Here is a 24,710-nt window from a genome sequence, read left to right as displayed (position 1 = left end):
GGTGGGCACGTAACTTACGAATTCATATGTCCGAATATTCAAGGGCTGACTGCATGGATATGGTATCTACTCAAGACCAGGGTTTGAAAAAACCCACAAAAGAACGAAGTCTAAAAGCAGGAGATCGTCGCTTTGCCTACCTGATACTGGTGCCGGCGATGACTGCTTTTATGGTCATGGTCTTCTATCCCTTCGTGGATGCTATGTCCATGTCGTTCTTTCAATTCACTATATACGACATGGAACCGATTTTTATCGGTTTCGATAACTTTGTCACTATCCTTAGTGACCCCTATGTTCTGGCATCATGGGTGACCACTGCTATATTCGTAGTGGGCACCACCGTTCTGACAATGACATTAGGATTGGCCTGGGCTTTACTTATGCATCAGGACTTTCAGGGAAGAGCCGTATTCAGAACAATGACTCTGCTACCCTGGATTCTTCCCAGTACTGTCAGTGCCTTTGTCTGGGCCTGGATGCTCAACGGGAAATACGGTGTTGTGAATGCCATGCTTTTAGGTGCAGGTATCACTGATGAATCTATTCAGTTTCTGTCAGATGATATTGGAGCCATGATGGCCATTATCCTGACTCGAACCTGGATCTCAATCCCGCTATTTATGTCTTTCTTCCTCGCCGGTCTGCAAAGTATGGACTTTCAGCAAATCGAGGCAGCCCGCCTTGATGGTGCAGGCAACCTGACCATCGTTAGACGCCTGATAATCCCTCACCTTGGCCCGGTTTTTCTGGTCACCGGTGCTCTGGGTATGATCGGTAACCTGCAGCAGTTCGACATTATTTACGCCCTTACCGGCGGTGGCCCAATCAGGTCAACAACCGTACTCTCCATAGAAGTATTCAAACAAGCCTTTGAAAACTGGGACCTGGGTATGGCTTCAACCATCGGCGTGCTCTGGGTGTTCACCCTTATGCCTCTGGTCGTGTTTTACCTCCGCAGTCTGTTTAAAGAGGATTAAGCCATGTTTGAATTACGTTCCTGGCAGGCCAAGGCAGGCTTTATAGCTCTGCTGCTGTTAATCGCATTTTTTCTGTTTTTCCCTGTTTACTGGGCTTTAAGCAGTGCTTTCAAGGGAAATGGCGAGCTTTACCAGCTTGAACCAACCATGTTCCCCAGCGACTTTTATTTAGGGCATTTTTTAACCGCTATCAGCGAAGGTAACCTGCTACTGCAGCTTAAAAACAGCCTACTGACATCTACTTCGTCAGCTCTGTTAAATGCAGCTCTCGCTTCACTGGCCGGATACAGCTTTGCCAAGTTTGAGTATCCAGCGAAGAAGCCTTTGATGCTGTTAATACTGTCTGCCCAGATGTTCCCGTTTGGTGTTTTGCTGATCAGCATCTACCCCATGCTGCAAGCGGTAAACCTACTCGATACCAAATTGGGACTCACCATTTCCTACATTGTCTTTGCGCTGCCGGTCAGCACTTACATGATGTACAGCTACTTCAAACAGCTTCCTAACGAACTGATTGAAGCAGCCAAGGTGGATGGCGCCAGTAACATCAAGATTTTTTATAGAATCGTAATGCCGATCTCTTTCCCGGCTTTTATCACGGTAACTCTCTACGCCTTTATGTGGTCCTGGAACGATCTGCTCTACTCCATGACACTGATCACCTCTGAAGAAAACCGTACCGTTGGACCTGGCCTGTTGCTTCGTTATATCAACGAAAACAATTCCGACTGGGGTGGAGCCATGGCTGCCTCATTCCTCGCTGCGGCACCGGTTGTGTTCGTTTTTGCTCTGCTGCAAAAACAGTTTATTGGTGGCGTAACTTCTGGCGCGGTTAAATAAATGCCAGCGCTGTGAAGTAAACGACAAAGATTTAGTTCTTCTGAACTTTAAGTATAAGGAAACCGTCATGGCTGACGTTAAGTTAGAAAAAGTTGTAAAACGCTACGGCAAGGTTGAAACCATTCACGGCGTTGATCTGGACATCAAACACGGTGAATTCGTCGTCTTTGTCGGCCCTTCCGGTTGCGGCAAGTCTACTCTGCTGCGCATGATTGCCGGCCTGGAAGAAGTGACCGAAGGCGAGGTTTACATTGGTAACAACCAGGTTACCAACTGGCAGCCCAGCAAGCGTGAAATTGCCATGGTTTTTCAATCCTATGCACTTTATCCACACATGACAGTGCTTGAAAACATGAGCTTTGGTCTGGAAGTAACCGGGCAACCCAAAGACCTGATTGAGCAGCGTGTTTCTGAAGCCTCTCGCATCCTGAAATTGGGTGACCTACTGGATCGCAAACCTAAAGAGCTTTCTGGTGGTCAACGACAGCGTGTTGCCATTGGCCGAACCATTGTTCGCCAACCGGAAATATTCCTGTTCGATGAGCCCCTGTCTAACCTGGATGCTGAACTGCGTGTGCAGATGCGCATCGAAATATCCAAGCTCCATGAGCAGCTGGGCAATACCATGATCTACGTAACCCACGACCAGGTGGAAGCGATGACCATGGCTGACAAGATTGTTGTACTTCGAGACGGCAACATTGAGCAGGTGGGCACGCCTCTGGAACTTTATCACCAGCCCGTGAATAAGTTTGTTGCTGGTTTCATCGGTTCACCAAAAATGAACTTCCTGCCAGTAACCGTACTTTCAGCCAACAGCGAGCAGGTTAACGTTCTTCTTCATGATGGCCAAAAGCTGTCTCTCAGCTGCGATGGTCGCACTGTGAATGAGGGCGACAAGCTCTCTCTCGGCATTCGTCCAGAACATTTCTTCTCCGGTTCTGAAGCAGATATTTCTTTGACTGTGGATGTTGATGTGGTTGAACAGCTGGGCGGCACTACTTATGTGTACAGCGATATTGATGGCCAACCTGTAACCATCGAAGCCGATTCTGACCTTGAACTGGTTAAAGGCGAACCTATGACGTTCAGCTTCCACCTTTCACGATGTCATTTGTTTACTGCAGATGATCGTAGACTGGAAGTTGCTCTTTCAACCCCGGTAAAAGAGGAGGCCTGCGCCTAACAAGAAATCAGATCAGCTCCTGTTGGCAGAGGGAATCCCCATTCTCTCTGCCAAATTATTAAAACTAAGTACTATTGTTCAATTACTCTTCAGCATTTCTTTCTTACCAAGTGTTTTCCACTATTTGGCTTCCCACTGTTACTGTTAGGGTTATCCTGATAACTGGCGTATAATCGCCGGTTAATTTTCGACTGGTATCAGTTCAGAACTGAGCCTATAAATGTGGTCATGCGTGATCGAATATCTACACGGTTATTGATCTGTCTCCGGCAGACAAATAACCTTTGAATTCGCCAATTGACTACTAAAACAGGGTACTGGCAGCCAGTACCCACTAAAAACAATGTTTATTCCTTCGGTTGGGCAGGTCCCTACTGAGGGCGGTAGCGTGCCCGAATGCCAGAAACAGTAGCCAGTGGTAAAGTGAAGTATCTGATTGTCGGCCCTTCTTGGGTAGGGGACATGGTGATGGCGCAGACGCTGTTCATCGCCATCAAACAGCAAAACCCTGATGCGGTCATTGATGTTCTTGCTCCCGGCTGGAGCCGCCCAATCATTGACCGTATACCAGAAGTTCGTCAGGGCATCGATATGCCTGTAGGCCACGGCAAGCTTGACCTGGGCATTCGCAGACAGATCGCCCGGAACCTCAAGGCAGAAGGTTATGATCAGGCCATCCTGCTACCTAATTCTTTAAAGTCAGCACTGGTCCCTTTTCTGGCTGGTATTCCCGTTCGCACCGGCTGGCGCGGTGAAATGCGCTACGGTCTACTCAATGACCTGAGAGTTCTGGATAAAGAGAAGTACCCGTTAATGGTGGAGCGTTTTATTGCTCTTGCCTACCCTGACGGATCTGAGCTTCCTGAGCCACTGCCAGCTCCTGCTCTGGAAGTTGATGAAGCTCTGGTCAGCTCTGTTCTGAAAAAATACAGCCTTAGTACAGAAGCTCCAGTACTAGCTTTATGCCCCGGTGCCGAGTTTGGCCCATCCAAACAATGGCCGGCCGGTTACTACGGTGAAGTTGCCCGTACCATGGCAGAAAAGGGCTGGCAGGTCTGGTTATTCGGTTCAGAGAAAGACCGTCCGGTCACCAGCGAGATTCAGGCCTTTCTACCAGACCAGCTGCAACAGCAGTGTTTCAATCTGGCTGGGCAGACATCCCTTGCCGATGCTGTAGACCTCTTGTCCAGAGCCAGTTCTGTCGTTAGCAATGATTCGGGGCTGATGCATATTGCTGCCGCCCTGTCCCGCCCACTGGTTGCCGTTTATGGCTCAACCACAGCGGCGCATACACCACCAATGAATAAAAACAGTGAAACGCTCTGGCTGGGACTCGAATGCAGCCCCTGCTTTGAACGACAGTGTCCACTTGGTCATATGGACTGTATGAACAAGCTTGGTCCTCATATGGTTATAGATGCCATTGGTCGTTTAACCAGTGAGCAGCCTCTGGAGGTAAGAGCTTGAAGGTTCTGATTGTAAAAACCACCTCCATGGGCGATGTGATTCACACTCTGCCCGCTCTGACCGATGCTGCCAGAGCGATTCCAGGTATCAAGTTTGACTGGGTGGTGGAAGAAGGGTTTGCTGAAGTACCCCGTTGGCATCCGGCAGTGGATAAGGTTATCCCGGTTGCGGTACGTCGCTGGCGTAAATCTATTTTCAAGACCATCCGTTCTGGTGAATGGCGTCGATACAGAAAAGACCTTAAAACCAGAGAATATGATGCAGTTATCGATGCTCAAGGCTTGATTAAAAGTGCCCTGATCACTCGTATGGCGAAAGGTCCAAAGTTTGGATTAAACAAAAATTCTGCCAGAGAACCGGCGGCTTCACGTTTTTACGATCATCCTCAGGAAGTCGCATGGGGTCAGCACGCGGTTGAGCGTGTACGTCAACTGTTCGCAAAATCCCTGGGCTACGAACTGCCAGAACATACAGGTCAGTTTCAACTTGATCGAACAAGATTCGACAGTGACCTGATTGATAAAACGCCTTATGTCGTTTTTATTCACGGTACCACCTGGGCAACCAAGCACTGGCCTGAAGCTTACTGGTGTCAGCTGGCAAAAAGAGTAGAAGCGGCTGGTTACCATGTGGTAATTCCATGGGGCAGTGAAAAAGAAAAAGAGCGAGCAAACTGCATTGCCAAGTTCTCTGACAATATTGAAGTTCTGCCAAGGTTGAGTCTTGCTGGTGTTGCCGGTGTTATTGCCAATGCCGAAGCAGCCGTAGCAGTTGATACTGGCCTTGGGCATCTTACTGCCGCTCTGGAAACACCCTCGGTTTCCCTTTACGGCCCAACCAGTCCTGACCTGGTAGGCGCCTATGGCAACTCCCAGATTCACCTGACGGTAAAAGACTGCCCGAAAGTCGATATTCCCAAAGCAGATCCGGACATATTTACACCCATGACCCCTGACTATGTCTGGCAGACACTGGAACAGATTCTGCGCAAGCCGGTCGAGGAAGCAGTATGACCATAGCCTTTGCGCTCTATAAATATTTCCCCTTTGGTGGTCTGCAGAGAGACTTCATGAGAATTGCTCTGGAATGTCAGAAGCAAGGGCATGAAATCAGGGTTTACACCACCAGTTGGCAGGGTGATAAGCCGGAAGGCTTTGACATCAAGTTTCTGCGTTCCAGTGGTGCGTCCAACCATGCCAAGATGCTGAACTTCCAGAACCGTATTCAGGCAGATATGAAGAGTGAACCTGACACTTTGCTGGCTGGGTTTAACAAGATGGCAGGGCTGGATGTTTATTATGCGGCAGACACTTGTTATCAGGATAAGGCTCTGGGCAAAGGTTGGTGGTATCGCCTGACTTCTCGCTATAAACAGTATCGAGCTTTTGAGCAGGCAGTTTTTTCGAAAGAGAGTCACACCCTGTCTTTGCTGATTTCTCCACTGCAAAAGCCTGTTTTTCAGCAGCATTATCAGACACCAGATGAACGTATTGTTCTTCTGCCACCGGGTATTTCAAAAGACTGCTGTCGCCCGGAGAATGCAGACGTAATTCGCAGAGAGCTTCGTAAAGAGTTCAAACTGGCAGACGACGAAAAGCTGGTTCTCATGGTTGGTTCCGGTTTTAAAACCAAAGGGCTGGATCGTGCTATCGAAGCTATTGCCTCTCTACCCGAGTCACTGAAGAGTAAAACCCGGTTCTTTATTATTGGTCAGGACAAACAGAAACCCTTTGAAGGTCTGGCTAAACAGAAAGGCGTTCATGACCGAATACAGTTTCTTGCGGGCCGCAGTGATGTACCTCGTTTTCTTCTCGGTGCTGATCTGTTGATTCACCCTGCCTACAACGAAAACACCGGCACAGTTTTACTGGAAGCTTTGGTGTCTGGCCTTCCTGTTCTGACAACGGATGTCTGTGGTTTTGCGCACTATATTCTCGATGCCGAAGCTGGCTATGTAGTGGAATCACCTTTCAAGCAACAACGGTTGAATCAGCTACTGGATGAAATGCTTGGAACATCACAACAGCAGCTCTGGCAGGGTAACGCTGTACGCTTCAGTAAAAAAACTGACCTTTACAGCATGCCCGAAAAAGCAGCCGACATCATAATGACGATGGCAGAGAAAAAAGCAGCGGCTGGAGCCCACTGAATGCTTTACCTGAGAGACGATTTTAAACAGGCCTGGCAAGGGAAAGACGTTCAGGCCTTTCTCGAAACTATGGACGGTGAAGTATTCAGAGAGCTGGAAGCCAGAAGAACCTTCCGCTTCGAATTTAACGGTAAGGGATACTTTGCCAAAGTTCACATGGGCGTGGGCTGGAAAGAGATTCTGGAAAGTATCCTAAGACTCAGAAGGCCGGTGCTTGGTGCTCGGGATGAGTGGGAAGCTCTGACAAAGCTAAAGTCTATCGGTGTAGAAACCATGACAACGGTTGGCTTTGGAGAAGCAGGTTTTAACCCTGCAAAACAGCGTTCATTCCTTATCACAGAAGAGCTGGAGAATATGATTACTCTGGAAGACTTCTGTGAAACCTGGAAGGAAAACCCACCGTCTGTAAAACTGAAATGGGCTATTGTTCAAAAGCTTGCCGAAATCAGTAAAGTGATGCATGACAATGGTATGAATCATCGGGATTATTATCTTTGTCATTTTATGATGCCAAAAGAGGGCTTTCCGGATAATAAGCCCATTCAGTTTTATATGATTGATTTACATCGAGCAATGATTCATCAGAATCTGCCTGAACGCTGGCGCTTGAAAGATCTGTCTGGACTGTACTTCTCTGCGATGGACTACGGATTTACCAGCAGGGATATTTTGCGTTTCCTGAAAATATATTCAGGGCTACCTTTACGCGAAGCTCTATCAAGCTACAAAACTATTCTTTCTGCCATTGAGCACAAAGCACACAAACTTTATAGAAGAATGGAGCGAAAAGCTGGTCACCCTAACTACTGAGTTTCTAAAGGTCTGACTTAAGCATTAATATTTATGTTGAATTCATCCTCCTGGACTATCACCGATGCCTGTCAGTCTGCTGCGGCTCGGAAAGCTTTTTCCAGTCTGGACAGCGTATTTTCCCTATCTGGAAAGGAAGTTTCCTCCGACAAACTTAGTAACGTACACAGAATTGAAATAGATGGTATTGGTTACTATGTGAAGCGTTACACCAAAGCTGGTAAAGGGCTAAGACGATACGCAGGCAGAAGCAGAATCAGGGCTGAGTGGGAGAATATGCTTTTCTTTCACAAACTGGGTATACCTGCTGCAAAGGTCATTGCCTATGGTGAGGAAAAGAGCTTCACGATGATGACGCGTGGTGTTCTGATTACCGAAGAAGTTAAAAATACCAAAGACCTTAAAACGATGGTGGATGAGGGGTCGCCTAAAATTCAAGATGGTAAGTGGATGAGTTCTGTTCTTGAACAAGTAGCTGGCATAACTCGAACTTTGCATAGTAAAAATTTTATTCATACAGACCACAAGTGGCGCAACATACTTGTGACACAAGGAGAAAAACCTTCATGTTTTTTGATCGACTGCCCTGCAGGCGAGATTCTACCGTCAGCGATAGCAGGTAGAAAAAAGATCAAAGATCTAGCCTGTCTGGATAAAGTGGCTAAGTTGTGCCTTTCAAAAACTCAGCGAGTACGATTTTTCAAAATATATACCAGCTCGAGCAAACTGTCCCTGAAAGACAAACAAACCATCGAGTCTATCATTAATTTTTTTAGTAAATGATATTGGATCTAACTATAAAGGCAGTTACCGGAAATGCCATTCCCTTCAAAGCTCGTATATATGCAAGTCGCTCCTGAAATTGAAGGTTTCAATTTTCAGTCTCTACTGGATCATGCCAAAATCGTTAAAGATGACAGGTCAGCAGACATTTTTCTTGCCACTGACGAATGCAGTCAGCTTGATGTTATCATCAAAAACTATAAATTTAAGGGCTATGGACACTGCATATTGCGAAGCCTGCACATATCAAGAGCAGAAAACTATTGGAATAGCGCAAAGCTACTTGAGGAAATCAATGTTCGCACGCCCAAACCGCTTGCATTGATCTTAAAAAAATCTGGACCATTATGTATTGAAAGCTATGTTATTACTGAGTTTATTCAAGGGCAAACAGGACAAAACTTCATCGACTACCCTGAGCGCTTTTCTGAGAAAGAAACCAGTAACTTTGTTGACGGTATAATAAGCGCTCTAAAGAAAATGTATTCTCATCACATAATTCATGGTGATACGAAAACAGCCAATTTTATACAATCTCAAGAAGGAACCTATGTTATCGACCTGGATTCATCGAATAGGTCAAAAAAAGGTAAAGACCACTTCTTAAAAGATTTAGATAGGTTAGAAAGAGATTGGGTCAATCATCCATATAAAGATATAGCTATCCCTAAAATAAATCTGTTGCAAAATGAAATCAATAACATTATCTAGATGTAATCATGCAAGAAAATCACTGTTCATTTAGAGAATTTTTAATCATAGAAGTTCTCAATAATAAAAAATTTAGCTGGTTAAAAGTTATCAGGAAAGTTTTAAGAAAAAGACAGTGCCACTATCTTTTCTGGTTTAGAGCAGCTTATCTACTATACAACTCAAACAATACTTTAAAACGTTCTATCGCAAAAAGAATCAATAAAAGACTTATCACCAAACACAATATCGAAATTATGTTAGGTGCCAACATAGACATTGGTTTACAACTATTGCATATGACTGGCATCGTCATTAGTGACAGAGCTAAAATAGGAAAAAATTTCTATATTCGGCAAAACTCAACTATCGGGTTCTCCGGTTTTAGCGGTGAAGGGGAAATAGTAATAGGTGACAATGTCACTGTTGGCACAAATAGCTGCATAATAGCCAATAATCTTAAAATTGGTGACAATGTTAATATCGGAGCCATGACATTTATTAATAAAGATATCCCAAGTAACAGTACTGTCATAAATAAAAAAGACATAACATTCTTACCTAACCGTTGATTCACGAATGACAGATAAAACAATCCTTCAAATTTGCCATAGCTACAACCCTCCATTCCTTGATATTGCAAAACAGTATGCTACAGCCATTCGGTTAGCTGGATATAAAGTAACTACTGTTTACATTAAGGGAGATGAAGATAGCCAAATTGCAGAAGAGTCGTGTTCAGACCATGTGATATTTTTAAAAAACAGCAGCAAAGATATTCGTGGACTAAAAAGAAAACAGATTAAACAAATTAAGAAAATTTGTGAGAATGAAGATTACAATTTCATTATCGCTCATCGTTTTAAGTCAATATACATTGCAAATAAAGCGACAAATATACCTGTGTTTGGTGTACATCACTGTTTTGGAGACTACAAACGTTTAACCCGCAGGCTTCACGCCTACAGGTATAAAAACAAATTATCCCTGTTAGGTGTTTCTAACGCCATCAGAGATGATCTCAGGCTGTCACTCCCTGGTTTTAGCGAGAAGCGCATACACACTCTCTATAACGCTATTGACTATGAACGCCTGCGTAGTAACCAGGTTTCTACCATTGAAGCAAGAGCTTATCTAGGGTTACCTGAAAACAAATATATTTTTGCAAACGTAGGGCGGCTGCATCCAGATAAGGATCAGTTCACACTTATAAAAGGCTATGCAAAAGTATGCCAGGAAGAAAGTGATTCCATATTGGTAATTTTGGGTACTGGTGAGCTTGAGCAAGAGCTAAAGGCCTTAACAGAAACATTGGGTGTACGAGATAGAGTCTTATTCCTTGGTATGGTTAAAGATGCCCAAGTATATTTCAAAGCCTTTGATAGTTTCGTTTTAACGTCTGACCGTGAACCTTTTGGCATGGTTCTCCTCGAAGCAATGACAGCAGGTTTACCTACTATTATTAGTAACTGTGGGGGTGCACCTGAAGTAGTTGGTCCACATGCCCGTAGCTTCACCTTTGGGGATGCGAATGAACTAGCTAAGGAAATGATCAATGTCTATCAAACTTCAGAAAAAGAAAAAATTTCTGCAGCCTCATTTATGATTGATAGAATCAAAGATTTATTTACCTATAAAGCGATTTCTGTACAGCTTAAAGCAATCATCAACAAAACTTAGATATAACTAACCAATGGAAGAAAAAAAACTTATCGCAATAGAAAAATATCAAAAAGATATTATATTTAACAGGCGATCTGGAATCAAACGATACATTAAGCACTATCAGGAAAAAACAGAAAACTTGCTACTTGGTTTTTTTGCATTTCTGATTTCTTACTTTATAAAAAAGAAAGAAGAAAAAATAAATTCAGATATACTAATATTCCAACACTCAGAAAAAATAATAAACCTAAACCGAAAAAAGAAACTAAAAAAAAACCTCAATAAGAAAGGCTTTACAATATCAGAAACTGGCTTCCAAAAAAAATGGAGTGTCATTTCAAAACATTTATTATCAAAGCCAAAATCGTCAATACCACTGCGCTTTTATTATTATGCCGCTTATGCCGAATATCTGATAGAGACATACAACCCAAAAATCATCCTAAATGATAGAAACGGCATGCTGATGGCCCCTTTCCTGCGTGAAGCTATTAACAAAAGGGGCGGCAAGCTGATTCAGCTCGCTCATGCTACAACGACGGAATATGACTGGCAGTTTACCATGAACGACTATGACTATTATTTCTTGTTTGGAGAAAGCTCTCTTGAAAGCTTGAGACAATACAAAAATATATATGGTACATCTGAGATAGTTCTTTCTGGTTCACATATGATTGATGAGAGTTATGATATTCCAGCTCTTCCAGAATCAAATAAAAAAGTCCTACTTCTAGGCATGGGGCCTGATAGAGAAAAAACAGCTCTAGCTCAAAGTAACTATCAGATTACTCTTAACTGGATTCTAAACAACCCTGAGTACCAGCTTTTTATTAAACCGCATCCACGAAGTCAATCTGAATTTTGGAGAACCGCAGAATCAAGTTCAAATCAAATAACTTTACTCGCTAGTGATATCAATTTGGCACAAACTTTAGTTAAGTGCAGTATTGTCATATCCATTGAATCTAATGCAATACTCGAGGCTTCCCTAGCAAAACGTCCAATAGCATTTCTTAATATGTATAAGACTACTGACATTTTCTCACTTGAGAAATTCCTTGGAGATAGATGTTACGACTTAAAGTCTCTAGAGAAAAAAATCAGGGAAATAGAGTCTAATTACATAACTTATATTGACATGACTGAAAAATTGTCGGAATACCATCTTAATAATGGTGCATCTGGTCTGCAAGAATGTTCAATATTAATTTCTTCAATATTAGATAGTACATATTCACACTCTAATCTAGCCTTAGATTCTACCTACTAAAGAAAACCCAACAATGCCGACAATGCCGACAAGATGTAACGTTAACAATTTCCTCATTATATGGATATCAATAGGTATTTTTGTACAACTATCATCACTGATGTGGCTTGAATCAGGTAGTGGGCAAGCTGCCCAGACAAACCTATGGTTAATGCTCCCCACCATTCTTTACCTTGTCTTCAACATATCCAACTACAGAAGTATTTTTTATAATAAGCAAGAGATATTAATTACCATATTCATTATATGGTTTTCTCTCACATCATTATGGTCAACTAGCCATAAAACATCTGTCGTAACCGACTATGTTAGAAATGCTTTATATGTTTTTGTGTACCTAGCTGCAATAGTCATCACTACCAGTTATAAAAACGGGTCACATATGAAAAAAGCACTGGATACCGCTATTGTAGTGATTAGCATCGCCGCTATAATCACGCTTTATTTTAATTTTGAAAAGTATGGATTCAGTTGGAAGTATCGATCTTTTAGGCTCGAGTCGATGTTATACGGAGAATACGGTCAATTCAGTACCTCCATACAGGCAGGGTTATTCTATGGTGCGTTTACTGTTCTGTCCTTCAGCCGGATGATTTCTATAAAAGGCAATAGCAAGTATATTTTTCTGGTGGCATTTCTCTTATGTTTGGCAGCAACTTATTACACAGGGACCCGATTAGCTCTGCTCGGTGTTATTATTGGTAGTGTAGTATTTCTCATAGCATCATCACCTAAATTAATACGACCAATCTCTCTATTCACTGCTTTAGGCATAGCTCTTTTTATATGGGAAGCAACCGACTTAAGCGCATCAACAATCTCTCTTGAGGCAACAGATCAAATCTTGGCATCAATTACCAGTAATCGTTGGTTTATTTGGGAAAATGCATTGTCAGCAGTACTTGCAACATCACCACTTGTTGGTTTTGGCGCTGATGCAGAGATGTCAATTTTTAACCCGATTATAAACTTCACTGCACATCACCCACATAGCGGCTTTGTTCTTATTATTTATGAATCTGGCTTGATCGGTGTGAGTTTATATCTTCTTGCTATGTCATTGCTGATTATAAAATTTTTTTCAACACCAAAAACTCCACTCTTGCTAGCTGGGCTAGCATTATTGTCATTCAATTTCGTTGGAATGGCATCCGATGTCCATATAATCGTCTATAGACCACATGCGTATTATGTCTTCTTATGGCTTCCTGTAGGTCTATTACTCGCATCGATTAGACAACAAAACATCAAAGAAAGTTTAGAAGAAGAGCAGTCACTGCATGTTTGATAACAATAAAATCCCCAAAATTGTGCATTTCTGCTGGTTTGGCCCAGCCGATTACAGCCTAACTATCAAGCGCTGTATTTCTTCATGGAAGCATCACCTATCAGACTATGAGATCAGGTTTTGGAATGAGGATAGCTTTGACATTAAGAACCATCCCTTTGTCTCAGCTGCATATCAAGCAGGAATGTTTGCATTTGTATCTGATTATGTGCGCATGTATGCATTAAATAAATACGGTGGAATCTACCTTGATACTGACGTAGAAGTTTACAAAGATTTCATTCCTTTGCTTTCCTTTGATTTTTTTATCGGTCTTGAGGATAAAGGGCGTTTTGGAACATCAGCAATCGGGTGTCACAAAGAGCACTGGTTGACAGAAAAAATGCTGAATTTATATGATAATTTGACGTTCGATAGCTCAGACGCTAAATCATTTGTTAATGTTAATTTTGTTAGCCAGTTTCTCTTAGAACATAATTTTTCAGAAGAAAATCAAAAAGAGATCATCAATAATGAGTGCAAACTACCAATTGGTACTTTCGGTACCAGTAAATACAATACAGAAATGCCTGAAGTAGTATATGCAAAGCACCTATTCGATGGCAGTTGGAACAGAAAAAAGAAGGGCACCCTTAGTAACTTTTCCAGATATCTATTTAAGACCGGTCTGTCTACTGATATCACTAGTCTGATGAAAATAGCATATTATAAAGCTCAGTCTTACAAGACAAGAAAAAGCAATGAAAGCTAATAAAACTGCCTTTATTTTTGCAGCTGTTCTTGTAGTCACAACGATATTCATAAATCCAGCTCTCTGTTTTCTGGTACTACTAAGTGGATGGCTTATATCCAACCTCTTTTTTTCTGACCACATCTGGTACAAAAGAAATAGTGATACTAATTTCCGATTGGAAGGTCATACTCCACAGTCTCTCACTTTTAAAGGTAATCAGATAAGAGTTAATGGCGAGCACGAAAATTGTTCTACTCTAATCAAAGCAAAAGTAGCTTCTTCTTTTACTGGTTATTTCTTCGACCCACACCTGATCATCCAATCAGAACATAGAGTCCTTAACGTTTATTTTGAACGGGGTCTCAACGGTTACAAGTACATAGATATATCTCCCTTATTACAGGATTCATCGGGAGAAACAGACTTCAGCTTACAGTTAAGTGCTGCTCACTGCCGGGTTAATGAAAAGCTTGATCTATATACGTTCGATAATAATGAGGTCAATACCAGTAACCTCTTGGTAATTGCCCCCCACGCTGACGATGCAGAAATAGCAGCCTTTGGCCTTTACCAAAGCACAGAGTCTCATATTGTCACCCTGACTGCTGGTGAGATTGAGCCTGAAACATTCAAGCATTTTTCTTCTGATCCTGTTAAGGCATCTCGTCTGAAAGGGCTGGTAAGAATCTGGGACAGTTTGTCTGTACCTCTATGGGGAAAACAGCTTTTTACAAACTCTATTAACCTTGGTTATTTCTGCATGCAGCTTTCTCCAATGCAGCAGAATAAAAATAAGTCTTTCCCTTCTCATACTGCCGATCTGGATGATACTCGTTTCTTCAGAAAGTTTAATACACGTCAGCTCGCATCAGACTCTGATGGCAAGCCAACCTGGAATAATCTGGTATCAGATCTTCAAGAGCTCATAGACGATATAAAGCCAACGGCAATCGTCACCCCTCACACGGTCATAGATTCACACCCTGACCACAAGGCTGCGACCTATGCCGTAGAAGAGGCACTAACTCTAACGACTCACAGACCTGGCCATCTACTCTGTTACGCAAACCATCTTGAAACGACTGATATGTTTCCTTTTGGTCCTGCACATAGCTTGACAAGCCTGCCACCGATTAAGGAAGAGCTGACTGTAGGCAGTGTCTATTCATTCACTCTCTCTGAAGAAGTACAGCTGAATAAAGCAGTCGCTCTCGAAATGATGCATGATCTTCGTCGCCCAGTAAAAGCGAAGAAATGGCTCAGAGCGAAACTACAGTCTTGGTTTATTGGACGAAAGACCCCATCATACGGTCATGATCCCTACTTCAGAAAAGCCGTAAGGGCTAATGAAATATTTATTGTTAAGAGTTTGTCAAAAATAGAACATGAGTCATAAGAATCTAGTCTTTAACAACCAGAAATTTTACGGAAGAAAGATAAGAAAATACCAGGGAAAGAAGTATATTCAGCCTCCTGAGAAAATCTATGAAAGCATGTATTCCAGAGTTTATAAGTGTGAGGAAAACGTATACAAAACGGTAAAAGTCAGTCACTTCTTCCGTGATAATTTCAGGTTAATGACATCTCGATCAAAGTCGTATGATGAAATCAAAGGTAATCGTTTTCTCAAAAAAATTGGTGTAACTGTTCCTAAGATAAAATTCTGGGGTGTCGCACCTCTCAGTAACACCGCTAATGAATTACTGATTATTGAAAATTTGCGAGACCACCTTCCTATAGAGCATCATACCGCTGAGTTCAGGCTCAATGGTAAACTCGATTCAATCCTCAAGCAGGTAGCTAGCGATATTAACCTGATGGCCAGCCATGGAGCTATCTACAGGGATCTTCATTTCCAAAACGTGATGTCCACCATTGATGGTGACGTTTGCTGGATTGATACTGGATTGAAGTACATTCGTTCTTTGAAGAAGCTGAACCACAAGTTGAAGGTGAAAATTCAGGTTCTTAAACGTGACATGTATGAGTCCGGGTTGCTCTCAGCAGCTGAGTGGCAAGGCTTTTATGAACAGCTTGAATACGGCAGATAACCCGTCTCAACCTTGCAGAGCTGAATAAAACTCTTTACAGTGGCCGGCATTATTTTGACTGGTAAAAGCCAGAATTACTGGTGCTCCTGGAATAAAGATGGCAAATATCGACGAACTGAAACCACTCCTTGCCGATATCCTCGAAATCGACACTGAGGCTTTTGACGAATCTACCGAACTACTGGGGGCTCTTCCTGAGTTTGACTCCATGGCTGTAGTAGGAGTCATCACTGCACTTGAAGAATCTTTTGGTATTAACGTCGCAGATGACGACATCGATGCTACTATCTTTGAGACTGTTGGTAGCCTTCTGGACTACATCAAGAAAGCATCCAACTAAGTTCGATGGCTACACCTCAGGGTGTAGCCAGAACTGACAACTCCGAATAAGCACCATCAATCAACATATCGCTCAATGCACCTTTTGCCTGCTTTTCCTGAGGAAAACACTTCTTTCTGGATAGCAAAACAGACTTACCTGCCAAAAATCTCTCATCTACCTGCAAGCTATTTACATCAATGGCTCGACAGACCTTTCTGCAAACTTTGCCAATCACTCGCTGAAAAAACTCAGGGTTACTGACCTTTTGAATCTGGCCCCGTCCTAGTCTACGAGTAATTTGTAAAAAACAGGATTCACTGCCATCAGTGATGACTAGCTGTGCTATATCCAGACACTGATGATTTTGATAGCACTCCAGCTCGTCCTTTCTTAGCAAAGGTTTGACTTCATCTTCTGATGTAAGCACTTTAAACGAGTTGCACAGGGAAGGTACTGGGTAGAGAATCCTGCTTGCTTGCTCAATATCCCTAAAGCCAAGTTTTTTATAAACTTTGTAGGCCTCTCGTGACGATGTCAGGCTTGTCAGAGTTGTCTGCTTCATTTTCAGAAATGGCATTAACAGCATAATTGAATTGCTGCGATAAGCGTCTTCAACAATCCAGGCTGTCAGGTTACAAACTGTATGGTCTTCACCATTTAGCTCTGTTTTGTAAAAAAGTGCGCCGAGAAAACCTACAATCCTTTCACCATTATCCAGAACATAACCAGGGGACCAGTTTTCCCGTTCCCAGAGGTTGGTAAACAGTCGCTGCCAGATTTCACGGCTAAAGCGGGTGCTGTTTAACTCCCGCAGCAAAGGATAAACAGCATCGAAATCATCAGCGGTAGCAGGACGAACTTTCGCTTTTTTTGGCTTGGCCATTTCTGACATCAGAGAAACAGCTCCTTAACTTCCGGGTGACTCAAAAAAGCCTGGGGGCTGGCACTGGCACCATAAGCACCTGATTGAAGAACAGCAACATAGTCACCGACTTCTGCTTTTGGTAGCTCCATTTTAGCGCCAACTATATCCAGTGGCGTACAGAGAGGTCCTGCAATCTCTACTTTTTCCTTTTCTTCTGATTCAAGCCTGTTTGCTATCACTACTGGATAGTTCTTGCGAATGACCTGTCCAAAGTTACCTGAATTAGAAAGATGATGATGCAGACCGCCATCGGTCATAAGAAAAGTCTGACCTCTGGATACTTTTTTATCGGTAATCTGGCAGACGTAATAACCAGCCTCACCGACGAAATAACGCCCCAGCTCCATAACGACTTCTGTCTCCAGCCATGTTTCTTTTCTGGCTGACAACAGCCTTTCAAGGTTTTCAGCAACAGGCTGAACATCCAGAGCTTTCTCGCCAGGAAAATAGGGAATTCCCAGTCCACCGCCAATATTGACATGCCTAATTTTGACCGGTGATAACGAAACCAACTTTTCCGCTAATTCAAAGGTTTTATCATGCGCTTCAATGAGAGACTCAGTTTTCAGGTTCTGGGAGCCGGAAAAAATATGAAAACCGCATAACTCTACTTTATCTGTCTTCAATTCTTTCAGCAGATCAGGCATTCGTTCAGCATCAATACCAAACTGCTTAGGTCCACCAGCCATTTTCATACCGGATGATTTCAGTTCGAAATCAGGATTTACTCGAAAAGCTACTTTGGGAAGAATGCCTGCTGATTCAGAAATACTATACAGCCGTTCCAACTCCAGCTCTGATTCAACATTTATGATAATGCCTGCTGCAACGGCTGCCCGAAGCTCTTCTTCCCGCTTGGCAGGGCCAGCGAAACTGATATTTTCAGGCGTTACACCCGAACCAAGTGCAACCAGCATTTCACGGTGAGAAGCTACATCTAACCCATCCACCAGACTTCCCATAAACTGAACCAGAGCCGGCATAGGGTTAGCTTTCATTGCATAGTGCAACTTCAAAGCTGATGGCATCTGGCCTCTCAAAGACTCAACTCTCTCTACTAACTGACGCCTGTCGTAGATATAAAAAGGTGTACCACCAGCAATTGCAGACAGTTCTTCGGCTGTCTTACCAGCCATCAGTAACTGGTTATTGCCCGCTTCTATTCGCTGCAGCCGATCATGCTGTTTGCTCATCAGTTAGTACCTTCCGCGTCAGCAAACAGATCTTTAAACTCGTTTGCCAGTGTCTTCCTGTCAATCTTGCCATTGGGGTTTCTTGCCAGTGATGCTTTCTCTATCACTTTGGCGGGGACCATAAATGCCGGCAGCTTTTGCTGGCAATATTTTATAATGGCTTTTTCATCCAGTGCAGCTTCACCAGCAACAACAACCAGCACAATGGCTTGGCCAAGCCTGAAATGTGCAATGCCGATAGCAGTAACTTCAGATACCAAACCAGAGCTGTATACCACCTCTTCAAGCTCACTGGGGCTTACCCTGTAACCTGAGGTTTTGATCATGTCGTCTCGACGACCGACAAAATACAGATAGCCTTCTTCATCCTGACGAACAATATCACCGGACCAGACAGCCAATTCAGTAACAGGTATTCCACTGATCTGTGCTGGAACAGGCTTATACCTTTCAGCCGTTCTTTCAGAATCATTCCAGTAACCAAGAGCTACCAACCCACCTCTATGAACCAGTTCTCCAGGTTCATTTGGCTTACACAACTCTCCTGCATCATTGATCAAGAGCAGTTCTGCATTAGGAATAGCCTTACCCATAGATGTTGGACGTATATCAATCTGGGATGGATCAAGATAGCTGGAGCGAAATGCCTCTGTCAGGCCGTACATCAAATATGGCGCTGCATTTGGCAGCTTCTCACGCAAGGGATTAAGAGTTGCTGTAGGCATGGCTCCACCAGAGTTTGTGAAGTAACGCAAACAGCCTGCTTCTGAAGGCCAGTCCATGCCAGCCAGTTGTACCCAAAGTGGTGGAACCAGTGCAAGGCCAGTAATGCCCTGCGTACATACTGCCTTGACAATATCTCTGGGTAACAGGTATTCCAGCAGGTAGCATGCAGCTCCTTTTGAAAAGGCCGTGGTCAACTGACTGAAACCATAGTCAAAACTAAACGGTAAGACACAAAGCAATTTATCGCTGTTGTCATTTTTCAGATACTCAGCAACGCTGTGTGCACCAGTCACCATATTTCTGTGAGACAGAACAACGCCTTTTGGCTTTCCAGTACTGCCAGAGGTATAAAGAATTGCAGCCATATCGGCATCTATAGCCGAAGATGGTTTCCACTCACTCTCTTTGCCGATGAAGTCACTCCAGCAACTCACCTTTACATTCTGCTCGCTGCTGTCTTCACTTGAATCGACCAGAACAACCAGTTTCAAATCAGGGCAGTGCGGTAGATGCTCCTGCATTTGTTTATATCGGGCTTTATTGGTAATCAATACTCGAGCATTACAATCAGCCAGAATATGTTCAACCTGAGGTGCTTTCAGAATCGGATTAACAGGCACCATCACACCACCAGCAGCTGTTGTGCCAAAATAGCTGCAGACAGCTTCAAGAGTTTTAGGCAGGTAGACAGCAACTCTCTCATGCTTTAACAGTCCATTGGCCTGTAAACCCGCAGCAACGTCTCTGGTTCTGCTGGAAATAGCACGGTAGTCAAACCATTGGGACTTTACACCAATTGCTGGCGCATCAGGTGTCTTCTCAGCTTGTTCAAGAAGAAGCTGGTGTAACAGCTGGCTCATAAATCAATCCGGTCGAGGTATAAATGGGGAAGGATTGTACCAGACATCACAGGTTTGGTGAGAGCTGGCTTGGAAAGGAGAATGAGCAGGCGAATACCTGCTCAAGGGATATTCAAGCAATCAGAGAGCGAGCCACCTCAACAGCCTTCAAAACCTGCCCCGGCGCAGTCCCGCCAATATGATTCCGTGCAGCCACAGAACCTTCCAGCGTCAGCACATCAAACACATCCTGTTCAATGGTGCCTGAGAATACTTTCAGTTCTTCCAGTGTCATTTCTGACAAGTCTTTGTTCTGCTCAATACCATAAGCAACAGCCTTACCTACTACTTCGTGAGAGTCACGGAACGGCATACCTTTACGAACCAGATAATCAGCCAGGTCCGTTGCCGTACTGAAACCTCTGCGAGCTGCTTCGTACATACTCTCTCTCTTGGCTTCGATATGAGGAATCATATCGGCAAAAGCACGCAGGCAGTCTTTCAGAGTATCAACGGTATCAAACAGTGGTTCTTTATCTTCCTGGTTGTCTTTGTTGTAAGCCAACGGTTGTGATTTCATCAATGTCAGCAGGGAAACAAGATGACCATTTACACGACCCGTCTTACCTCTTACCAGCTCAGGTACGTCAGGGTTCTTCTTCTGCGGCATGATGGATGAGCCGGTGCAGAACCGATCTGGCAGATCAATAAAGTTAAACTGTGCCGATGTCCACAACACCAGTTCTTCTGACATACGCGACAGGTGCGTCATAATCAGAGCACCGGCAGCACAGAATTCAATGGCAAAATCACGGTCGCTGACAGAGTCCAGAGAGTTTCTGGTTGGACGATCAAAACCCAGTTCTTTTGCCGTAAATTCACGGTCAATCGGGTACGTGGTTCCTGCCAGTGCCGCTGCACCGAGAGGAGAAACATTAATCCGCTTTCTGCAGTCCTGCAGACGCTCACGGTCTCTTACCATCATTTCAAACCAGGCCATCAGGTGATGACCAAAAGTCACCGGCTGTGCAGTTTGAAGATGGGTAAAGCCCGGCATGATGGTGTCAGCATTTCTTTCAGCCAGGTCCAGCAGCCCTTGCTGGAAACGAGCCAGTTCAATATCAATGGCATCAATTTCATCACGCAGCCAGAGACGTATATCTGTAGCCACCTGATCGTTTCTGGAACGACCTGTGTGAAGTTTCTTGCCGGCATCACCAATGCGATCAGTCAGGCGAGCTTCGATATTCATATGAATATCTTCCAGCTCGATGGACCAGTCGATCTTGTCGTTTTCAATATCTTTCAGAATGCCTTCAAGGCCACCAATAATAGCGCTCAGTTCTTCAGCACTGAGAATACCGGAGTTATGCAACATACGGGCATGAGCCATGGAGCCCTGAATATCGTGACGATAAAGCCTGCGATCAAAATCAATAGAAGCCGTAAAACGGGCAACAAAGGCATCTACACCTTCACTGAACCGACCACCCCACTGCTGATTGCTGCTGTCAGACATTGTTTACCTCTTGCTCCATGAATGTGTCATGGTCTTTTTGATTATTATTCCCTTGCCTGCACCTTTCATCTGCCGATCAACACATCTTGGAGAAAGTGTTATCTGTCGCTATAGATAGGCAGCAGGTGCTTCGGCATTATAGGGAGAATTTTCTCAATAGAAACTTCTTTAATAGATGCCCTATTAAAACAGTTATCAAAACACTTTTGAATATTTACTCATAAAAATAGCAACTTTAGTCATAAAAACAGTAATCTTAGTCACAAGGATAGATTTTGCCAGTCAACGCCACCGACAACCCGGAAGATGATGGTTTTTTCCTGCCTGATCTCTGCTCACCAAAAGCAGTGTTTATGTTGGTACTTATTTCAGAGCTGTTTGTTCTGATTCAGGTACTCGCCCTGCCCGGCCCACATCATATTGACTGGAACCGACTGGCGATGACATCCATGTTTGTGCAGTGGATTTCTCTGGTATCAGGTGCTGTGCTTTGTCGGCTCAGGCCAGTACTGAAAACAAAAAGCCTGCCTGCCATTGTTATCTCCTGCCTGCTGTTGGTTATGGCCATCACTGAAATTTTCACTGCGCTGGCTCAGTGGTTCCTTTATAGAGATGCGTTCATCCCAACCTTCCCTGACTGGCAACAGATGTTTCGTCATGCATTGGTAGCTCTCATCATTACTGCCATGTTGCTTCGTTATTTTTATATTCAGCAGGAAGCCAGAACCGAGCAGAAAGCCAGTCACACGGCTCGCTTCGATGCACTGCAGGCGCGTATTCGCCCGCATTTTCTGTTCAACAGTATGAATATCATTGCCAGTCTTATTCATATTGATCCGGACAAGGCAGAGGAAACGGTGGAAGATCTGGCTGACCTCTTTCGTTCCAGCCTGCAAGAACACGGCAACCGTATTCCCATAACCAAAGAGATAGACCTCTGCCAGCGCTATCTGCGAATAGAAAAACACAGATTGGGAGATCGCCTGCAAAGTAAATGGGTTAGCAAAGGTTTGCCCGACGATTTAACCATTCCACCACTGACTCTACAGCCCATTATCGAAAACGCGGTCTATCACGGCATTCAGCCTTTGGAAAAAGGTGGCACCGTCAGTGTAGATATCACTCGAATCAACGATAACATCCATATCAGAGTCCGAAATCCGGTCCAAAACCCGTCAGCAAAGCAGGATATGTTTGTACCCGCCGAGCATGTACAGGGTAACCAGGTCGCTCTGAAGAATATTCGCTCACGGCTCAATATGCTGTTCGGCCAGCAGGCCAGCGTTCAAGCACGAATGCATGACAGTGGACATGACAGCGAGTTTGAAACTTTGATTATTTACCCTTACGGTGGCGAAAAAAATGAACATACTGATCACCGATGACGAGCCACTGGCACGTGACCGCATGCGTCACCTGCTGGGACGTCTCGACGGCTTTCAACCTCTGGAGCAGGACGCAGGTAATGGGCTTGAAGCCATAGAGCTGTGTCGGAGATATCAGCCCGATATTGTTTTGATGGATATCCGCATGCCGGGTATGGGTGGTCTGGAAGCAGCCGCGCATATCAGCAAGCTGGAGCGGCCACCAGCAGTCATCTTCTGTACTGCCTATGACACTCATGCCATTGAAGCTTTCTCGGTTCAGGCCGTGGGCTACCTGCTTAAGCCGGTAAAACAGGAAGACCTGCAAAAGGCTCTGAACAACGCCAGCAAAATCAATCGCCTGCAAATGGCCAGCTTGCGTCAGGAAATGCCAGACGATAACTCCCGCAGCCATATTGCCGCCAAAACCTTGAAGGGTATTGAGCTGGTGCCGCTGGATGATATTCACTATTTCATGGCCGACAGCAAATACGTCACTGTTTATCATAAGAACGGTGAAATCCTGATCGATGACCCACTGAAAGAGCTGGAAGCGGAATTTGAAAACCGTTTTGTGCGAGTTCACAGAAATGCTCTGGTCGCTCGGCGAGCCATTGAAAAGATGACCCGCGATGAACACGGTCATTACTTTATTAAGCTAGCCGGTGTCGAGGTACCCATCTCTGTTTCCCGTCGCCATGTGCCGCTGATGAAGAAGTTTATGCAAACGCTGTAAGCCGCTTATCCACTTGCCCGTCTTTGGCGGGCAAATGCTTTTCAAACGCACATCCCTCCTTCAGTCTGCTCCAAATCATGGAAATCGCTGCAAATCTCTCTATCAAAGCTGAAAATTTGGTCAGCCTTCCAAGCTGAAGTATCATCAGCAGCAGCTTGAATTCCTTCCAGCTCGGTAAGCCTTGTTTCGGCAGAAAGGCTTTTCCGTAATGGCTGCCGACCAGCAACTGTTGTAAGACCCGTTCATGAAAACTGTCCGTATCGCTACAAGAAAAAGTGCCCTGGCTCTCTGGCAGGCAGAATACGTCAAAGAACGCCTGGAACACTTCCATCCGGGAATCAATGTTGAACTGGTAAAGATGACCAGCAAGGGTGACCGCATACTGGATGCGCCACTGGCAAAAATCGGTGGCAAAGGCCTGTTCGTTAAAGAGCTGGAAACCGCCATGCTGGAAGACCGTGCCGATATTGCTGTGCACTCCATGAAAGACGTTCCCATGGAGTTTCCGGAAGGTCTTTGCCTGAGTACCATCTGCCCACGTGAAAATCCTCTGGATGCGTTTGTTTCCAACACCTATGAAAAACTGGACGACCTGCCTGAAGGTTCCGTTGTCGGTACTTCCAGCCTGAGAAGACAGTGCCAGATTCTGGCTCGCCGTCCGGACCTGAAAATCCAGTTCCTACGCGGTAATGTTAATACCCGTCTGTCCAAGCTGGACGATGGTCAATACGACGCTATTATTCTGGCTGCGGCCGGCCTGATTCGTCTGGGCATGGAAGAGCGCATTAAATACTGTATGCCCTCCGAAGAAAGCCTACCAGCTGCTGGCCAGGGTGCTGTAGGTATCGAAATTCGTTCTGACGATGAAGAAATGAAAGAGCTGCTCAAGCCTCTGCATCACGAAGAAACCGCTATTCGTGTGCTGGCCGAACGTGCCATGAACCGTCGTTTGAACGGCGGCTGTCAGGTACCTATTGCCTGCTACTCCGAAATCGAAGGCGATGAACTTTATATTCGAGGACTGGTCGGTGAGCCTGACGGCACACTGCTGCTGACCGATGAAATTCGCTGCACTCTCACTGATGGCGAAGAAGCAGGTATCAAGCTGGCCGATTCCGTCATCAGTCAGGGTGCCGACCGTATTCTGGCCAAGTTGATGCACTGATACAGGCCA

General features: G+C 44.3%; 25 protein-coding genes. 20 read left to right on the top strand and 5 right to left on the bottom strand.

The window, feature by feature from the left end:
* The first annotated feature begins 53 nt into the window (after positions 1–53).
* The 17 genes from EOPP23_RS01225 to EOPP23_RS01145 all read left to right on the top strand — a co-directional run bounded on the left by EOPP23_RS01225 (position 54) and on the right by EOPP23_RS01145 (position 16,252).
* Positions 54–980: a carbohydrate ABC transporter permease gene (locus tag EOPP23_RS01225; protein ID WP_194842451.1), complete on the top strand. Its 927-nt coding sequence runs from the start codon at positions 54–56 to the stop codon at positions 978–980.
* Between the two features lie 3 nt (positions 981–983).
* Positions 984–1,820 carry a carbohydrate ABC transporter permease gene (locus EOPP23_RS01220; RefSeq protein ID WP_153764156.1) on the top strand — a complete coding sequence of 279 codons (837 nt, stop codon included), beginning with the start codon at positions 984–986 and terminating at the stop codon, positions 1,818–1,820.
* Between the two features lie 67 nt (positions 1,821–1,887).
* Positions 1,888–3,006, top strand: coding sequence for an ABC transporter ATP-binding protein (locus EOPP23_RS01215; RefSeq protein ID WP_153764155.1), 1,119 nt, complete (start codon positions 1,888–1,890; stop codon positions 3,004–3,006).
* A 396-nt stretch (positions 3,007–3,402) separates the two neighbouring features.
* On the top strand, positions 3,403–4,473 hold the full coding sequence (gene waaF, locus EOPP23_RS01210; protein ID WP_153764154.1) for a lipopolysaccharide heptosyltransferase II: 1,071 nt from the start codon (positions 3,403–3,405) through the stop codon (positions 4,471–4,473).
* Positions 4,470–5,486: a lipopolysaccharide heptosyltransferase RfaC gene (gene rfaC / locus EOPP23_RS01205; RefSeq protein ID WP_153764153.1), complete on the top strand. Its 1,017-nt coding sequence runs from the start codon at positions 4,470–4,472 to the stop codon at positions 5,484–5,486. Before waaF ends, rfaC begins: the two co-directional genes overlap by 4 nt.
* Positions 5,483–6,622, top strand: coding sequence for a glycosyltransferase family 4 protein (locus EOPP23_RS01200; RefSeq protein ID WP_153764152.1), 1,140 nt, complete (start codon positions 5,483–5,485; stop codon positions 6,620–6,622). The genes rfaC and EOPP23_RS01200 overlap by 4 nt, the downstream gene beginning before the upstream one ends.
* Positions 6,623–7,432, top strand: coding sequence for a lipopolysaccharide core heptose(I) kinase RfaP (gene rfaP, locus EOPP23_RS01195; protein WP_153764151.1), 810 nt, complete (start codon positions 6,623–6,625; stop codon positions 7,430–7,432).
* 33 nt (positions 7,433–7,465) lie between these two features.
* A complete protein-coding gene (locus EOPP23_RS01190; protein WP_153764150.1) occupies positions 7,466–8,215 on the top strand; it encodes a lipopolysaccharide kinase InaA family protein in 750 nt (249 codons plus the stop codon).
* Between the two features lie 60 nt (positions 8,216–8,275).
* The gene (locus EOPP23_RS01185) at positions 8,276–8,926 is read left to right on the top strand and encodes a lipopolysaccharide kinase InaA family protein (RefSeq protein ID WP_194842450.1); all 651 of its coding nucleotides are present in this window, start codon (positions 8,276–8,278) and stop codon (positions 8,924–8,926) included.
* Between the two features lie 8 nt (positions 8,927–8,934).
* Positions 8,935–9,477 carry a serine acetyltransferase gene (locus EOPP23_RS01180; protein WP_153764148.1) on the top strand — a complete coding sequence of 181 codons (543 nt, stop codon included), beginning with the start codon at positions 8,935–8,937 and terminating at the stop codon, positions 9,475–9,477.
* A 7-nt stretch (positions 9,478–9,484) separates the two neighbouring features.
* On the top strand, positions 9,485–10,585 hold the full coding sequence (locus tag EOPP23_RS01175) for a glycosyltransferase (protein WP_153764147.1): 1,101 nt from the start codon (positions 9,485–9,487) through the stop codon (positions 10,583–10,585).
* Positions 10,586–10,598: 13 nt separating this feature from the next.
* Positions 10,599–11,840, top strand: a complete 1,242-nt coding sequence (locus EOPP23_RS01170) for a polysialyltransferase family glycosyltransferase (protein WP_153764146.1) — start codon at positions 10,599–10,601, stop codon at positions 11,838–11,840.
* 382 nt (positions 11,841–12,222) lie between these two features.
* Positions 12,223–13,128, top strand: a complete 906-nt coding sequence (locus EOPP23_RS01165) for an O-antigen ligase (protein ID WP_194842449.1) — start codon at positions 12,223–12,225, stop codon at positions 13,126–13,128.
* Complete coding sequence (locus EOPP23_RS01160) at positions 13,121–13,879, top strand: glycosyltransferase family 32 protein (RefSeq protein WP_153764144.1); 759 nt, start codon at positions 13,121–13,123, stop codon at positions 13,877–13,879. Before EOPP23_RS01165 ends, EOPP23_RS01160 begins: the two co-directional genes overlap by 8 nt.
* The gene (locus tag EOPP23_RS01155; protein ID WP_153764143.1) at positions 13,869–15,257 is read left to right on the top strand and encodes a PIG-L deacetylase family protein; all 1,389 of its coding nucleotides are present in this window, start codon (positions 13,869–13,871) and stop codon (positions 15,255–15,257) included. Before EOPP23_RS01160 ends, EOPP23_RS01155 begins: the two co-directional genes overlap by 11 nt.
* Positions 15,247–15,912 (top strand): lipopolysaccharide kinase InaA family protein, encoded by a 666-nt coding sequence (locus tag EOPP23_RS01150; RefSeq protein ID WP_153764142.1) that lies wholly within the window; start codon positions 15,247–15,249, stop codon positions 15,910–15,912. The genes EOPP23_RS01155 and EOPP23_RS01150 overlap by 11 nt, the downstream gene beginning before the upstream one ends.
* A 97-nt stretch (positions 15,913–16,009) precedes the next feature.
* A complete protein-coding gene (locus EOPP23_RS01145; protein WP_153764141.1) occupies positions 16,010–16,252 on the top strand; it encodes an acyl carrier protein in 243 nt (80 codons plus the stop codon).
* A 16-nt stretch (positions 16,253–16,268) separates the two neighbouring features.
* Here EOPP23_RS01145 and EOPP23_RS01140 read toward each other — a convergent pair whose 3' ends face one another.
* From EOPP23_RS01140 to argH, 4 genes are all read right to left on the bottom strand, one after another.
* Entirely contained in the window at positions 16,269–17,126 is an 858-nt protein-coding gene (locus EOPP23_RS01140; protein ID WP_153764140.1) for a hypothetical protein, read from the bottom strand.
* The gene (locus tag EOPP23_RS01135) at positions 17,126–18,352 is read right to left on the bottom strand and encodes a pyridoxal-dependent decarboxylase, exosortase A system-associated (protein ID WP_153764139.1); all 1,227 of its coding nucleotides are present in this window, start codon (positions 18,350–18,352) and stop codon (positions 17,126–17,128) included. The genes EOPP23_RS01140 and EOPP23_RS01135 overlap by 1 nt, the downstream gene beginning before the upstream one ends.
* Positions 18,352–19,938, bottom strand: a complete 1,587-nt coding sequence (locus EOPP23_RS01130; protein ID WP_153764138.1) for an acyl-CoA ligase (AMP-forming), exosortase A system-associated — start codon at positions 19,936–19,938, stop codon at positions 18,352–18,354. The genes EOPP23_RS01135 and EOPP23_RS01130 overlap by 1 nt, the downstream gene beginning before the upstream one ends.
* A gap of 112 nt (positions 19,939–20,050) precedes the next feature.
* Positions 20,051–21,436 carry an argininosuccinate lyase gene (gene argH, locus EOPP23_RS01125; protein WP_153764137.1) on the bottom strand — a complete coding sequence of 462 codons (1,386 nt, stop codon included), beginning with the start codon at positions 21,434–21,436 and terminating at the stop codon, positions 20,051–20,053.
* A 275-nt stretch (positions 21,437–21,711) separates the two neighbouring features.
* On the opposite strand from argH, the gene EOPP23_RS01120 reads away from it, so the two are divergent.
* Together EOPP23_RS01120 and EOPP23_RS01115 are read left to right on the top strand one after the other, a co-directional pair.
* Entirely contained in the window at positions 21,712–22,821 is a 1,110-nt protein-coding gene (locus tag EOPP23_RS01120) for a sensor histidine kinase (protein ID WP_153764136.1), read from the top strand.
* Positions 22,799–23,536 (top strand): LytTR family DNA-binding domain-containing protein, encoded by a 738-nt coding sequence (locus EOPP23_RS01115; RefSeq protein ID WP_153764135.1) that lies wholly within the window; start codon positions 22,799–22,801, stop codon positions 23,534–23,536. The genes EOPP23_RS01120 and EOPP23_RS01115 overlap by 23 nt, the downstream gene beginning before the upstream one ends.
* On the opposite strand, the gene EOPP23_RS01110 is transcribed toward EOPP23_RS01115, so the two are convergent.
* Positions 23,520–23,762, bottom strand: a complete 243-nt coding sequence (locus tag EOPP23_RS01110) for a hypothetical protein (protein ID WP_153764134.1) — start codon at positions 23,760–23,762, stop codon at positions 23,520–23,522. The two genes, EOPP23_RS01115 and EOPP23_RS01110, sit on opposite strands and share 17 nt — an antisense overlap.
* 18 nt (positions 23,763–23,780) lie before the next feature.
* Between EOPP23_RS01110 and hemC the strand changes: the two genes are divergently transcribed.
* On the top strand, positions 23,781–24,701 hold the full coding sequence (gene hemC, locus EOPP23_RS01105) for a hydroxymethylbilane synthase (RefSeq protein WP_153764133.1): 921 nt from the start codon (positions 23,781–23,783) through the stop codon (positions 24,699–24,701).
* The last annotated feature ends 9 nt before the right edge of the window (positions 24,702–24,710 follow it).

Source organism: Endozoicomonas sp. OPT23 (assembly GCF_009653635.1).
Classification (GTDB): domain Bacteria; phylum Pseudomonadota; class Gammaproteobacteria; order Pseudomonadales; family Endozoicomonadaceae; genus Endozoicomonas_A.
The sequence above is the reverse complement of the archived record's forward strand: the minus strand, read 5'-3'. Positions and strand labels throughout refer to the sequence as shown.

Coding starts and splice junctions, on each gene's coding strand:
- EOPP23_RS01225 (WP_194842451.1), top strand. CDS start 54: ATGGATATGGTATCTACTCAAGACCAGGGTTTGAAAAAACCCACAAAA.
- EOPP23_RS01220 (WP_153764156.1), top strand. CDS start 984: ATGTTTGAATTACGTTCCTGGCAGGCCAAGGCAGGCTTTATAGCTCTG.
- EOPP23_RS01215 (WP_153764155.1), top strand. CDS start 1,888: ATGGCTGACGTTAAGTTAGAAAAAGTTGTAAAACGCTACGGCAAGGTT.
- waaF (WP_153764154.1), top strand. CDS start 3,403: ATGCCAGAAACAGTAGCCAGTGGTAAAGTGAAGTATCTGATTGTCGGC.
- EOPP23_RS01200 (WP_153764152.1), top strand. CDS start 5,483: ATGACCATAGCCTTTGCGCTCTATAAATATTTCCCCTTTGGTGGTCTG.
- rfaP (WP_153764151.1), top strand. CDS start 6,623: ATGCTTTACCTGAGAGACGATTTTAAACAGGCCTGGCAAGGGAAAGAC.
- EOPP23_RS01190 (WP_153764150.1), top strand. CDS start 7,466: ATGTTGAATTCATCCTCCTGGACTATCACCGATGCCTGTCAGTCTGCT.
- EOPP23_RS01185 (WP_194842450.1), top strand. CDS start 8,276: ATGCAAGTCGCTCCTGAAATTGAAGGTTTCAATTTTCAGTCTCTACTG.
- EOPP23_RS01180 (WP_153764148.1), top strand. CDS start 8,935: ATGCAAGAAAATCACTGTTCATTTAGAGAATTTTTAATCATAGAAGTT.
- EOPP23_RS01175 (WP_153764147.1), top strand. CDS start 9,485: ATGACAGATAAAACAATCCTTCAAATTTGCCATAGCTACAACCCTCCA.
- EOPP23_RS01170 (WP_153764146.1), top strand. CDS start 10,599: ATGGAAGAAAAAAAACTTATCGCAATAGAAAAATATCAAAAAGATATT.
- EOPP23_RS01165 (WP_194842449.1), top strand. CDS start 12,223: ATGAAAAAAGCACTGGATACCGCTATTGTAGTGATTAGCATCGCCGCT.
- EOPP23_RS01160 (WP_153764144.1), top strand. CDS start 13,121: ATGTTTGATAACAATAAAATCCCCAAAATTGTGCATTTCTGCTGGTTT.
- EOPP23_RS01155 (WP_153764143.1), top strand. CDS start 13,869: ATGAAAGCTAATAAAACTGCCTTTATTTTTGCAGCTGTTCTTGTAGTC.
- EOPP23_RS01150 (WP_153764142.1), top strand. CDS start 15,247: ATGAGTCATAAGAATCTAGTCTTTAACAACCAGAAATTTTACGGAAGA.
- EOPP23_RS01145 (WP_153764141.1), top strand. CDS start 16,010: ATGGCAAATATCGACGAACTGAAACCACTCCTTGCCGATATCCTCGAA.
- EOPP23_RS01140 (WP_153764140.1), bottom strand. CDS start 17,126: ATGTCAGAAATGGCCAAGCCAAAAAAAGCGAAAGTTCGTCCTGCTACC.
- EOPP23_RS01135 (WP_153764139.1), bottom strand. CDS start 18,352: ATGAGCAAACAGCATGATCGGCTGCAGCGAATAGAAGCGGGCAATAAC.
- EOPP23_RS01130 (WP_153764138.1), bottom strand. CDS start 19,938: ATGAGCCAGCTGTTACACCAGCTTCTTCTTGAACAAGCTGAGAAGACA.
- argH (WP_153764137.1), bottom strand. CDS start 21,436: ATGTCTGACAGCAGCAATCAGCAGTGGGGTGGTCGGTTCAGTGAAGGT.
- EOPP23_RS01115 (WP_153764135.1), top strand. CDS start 22,799: ATGAACATACTGATCACCGATGACGAGCCACTGGCACGTGACCGCATG.
- hemC (WP_153764133.1), top strand. CDS start 23,781: ATGAAAACTGTCCGTATCGCTACAAGAAAAAGTGCCCTGGCTCTCTGG.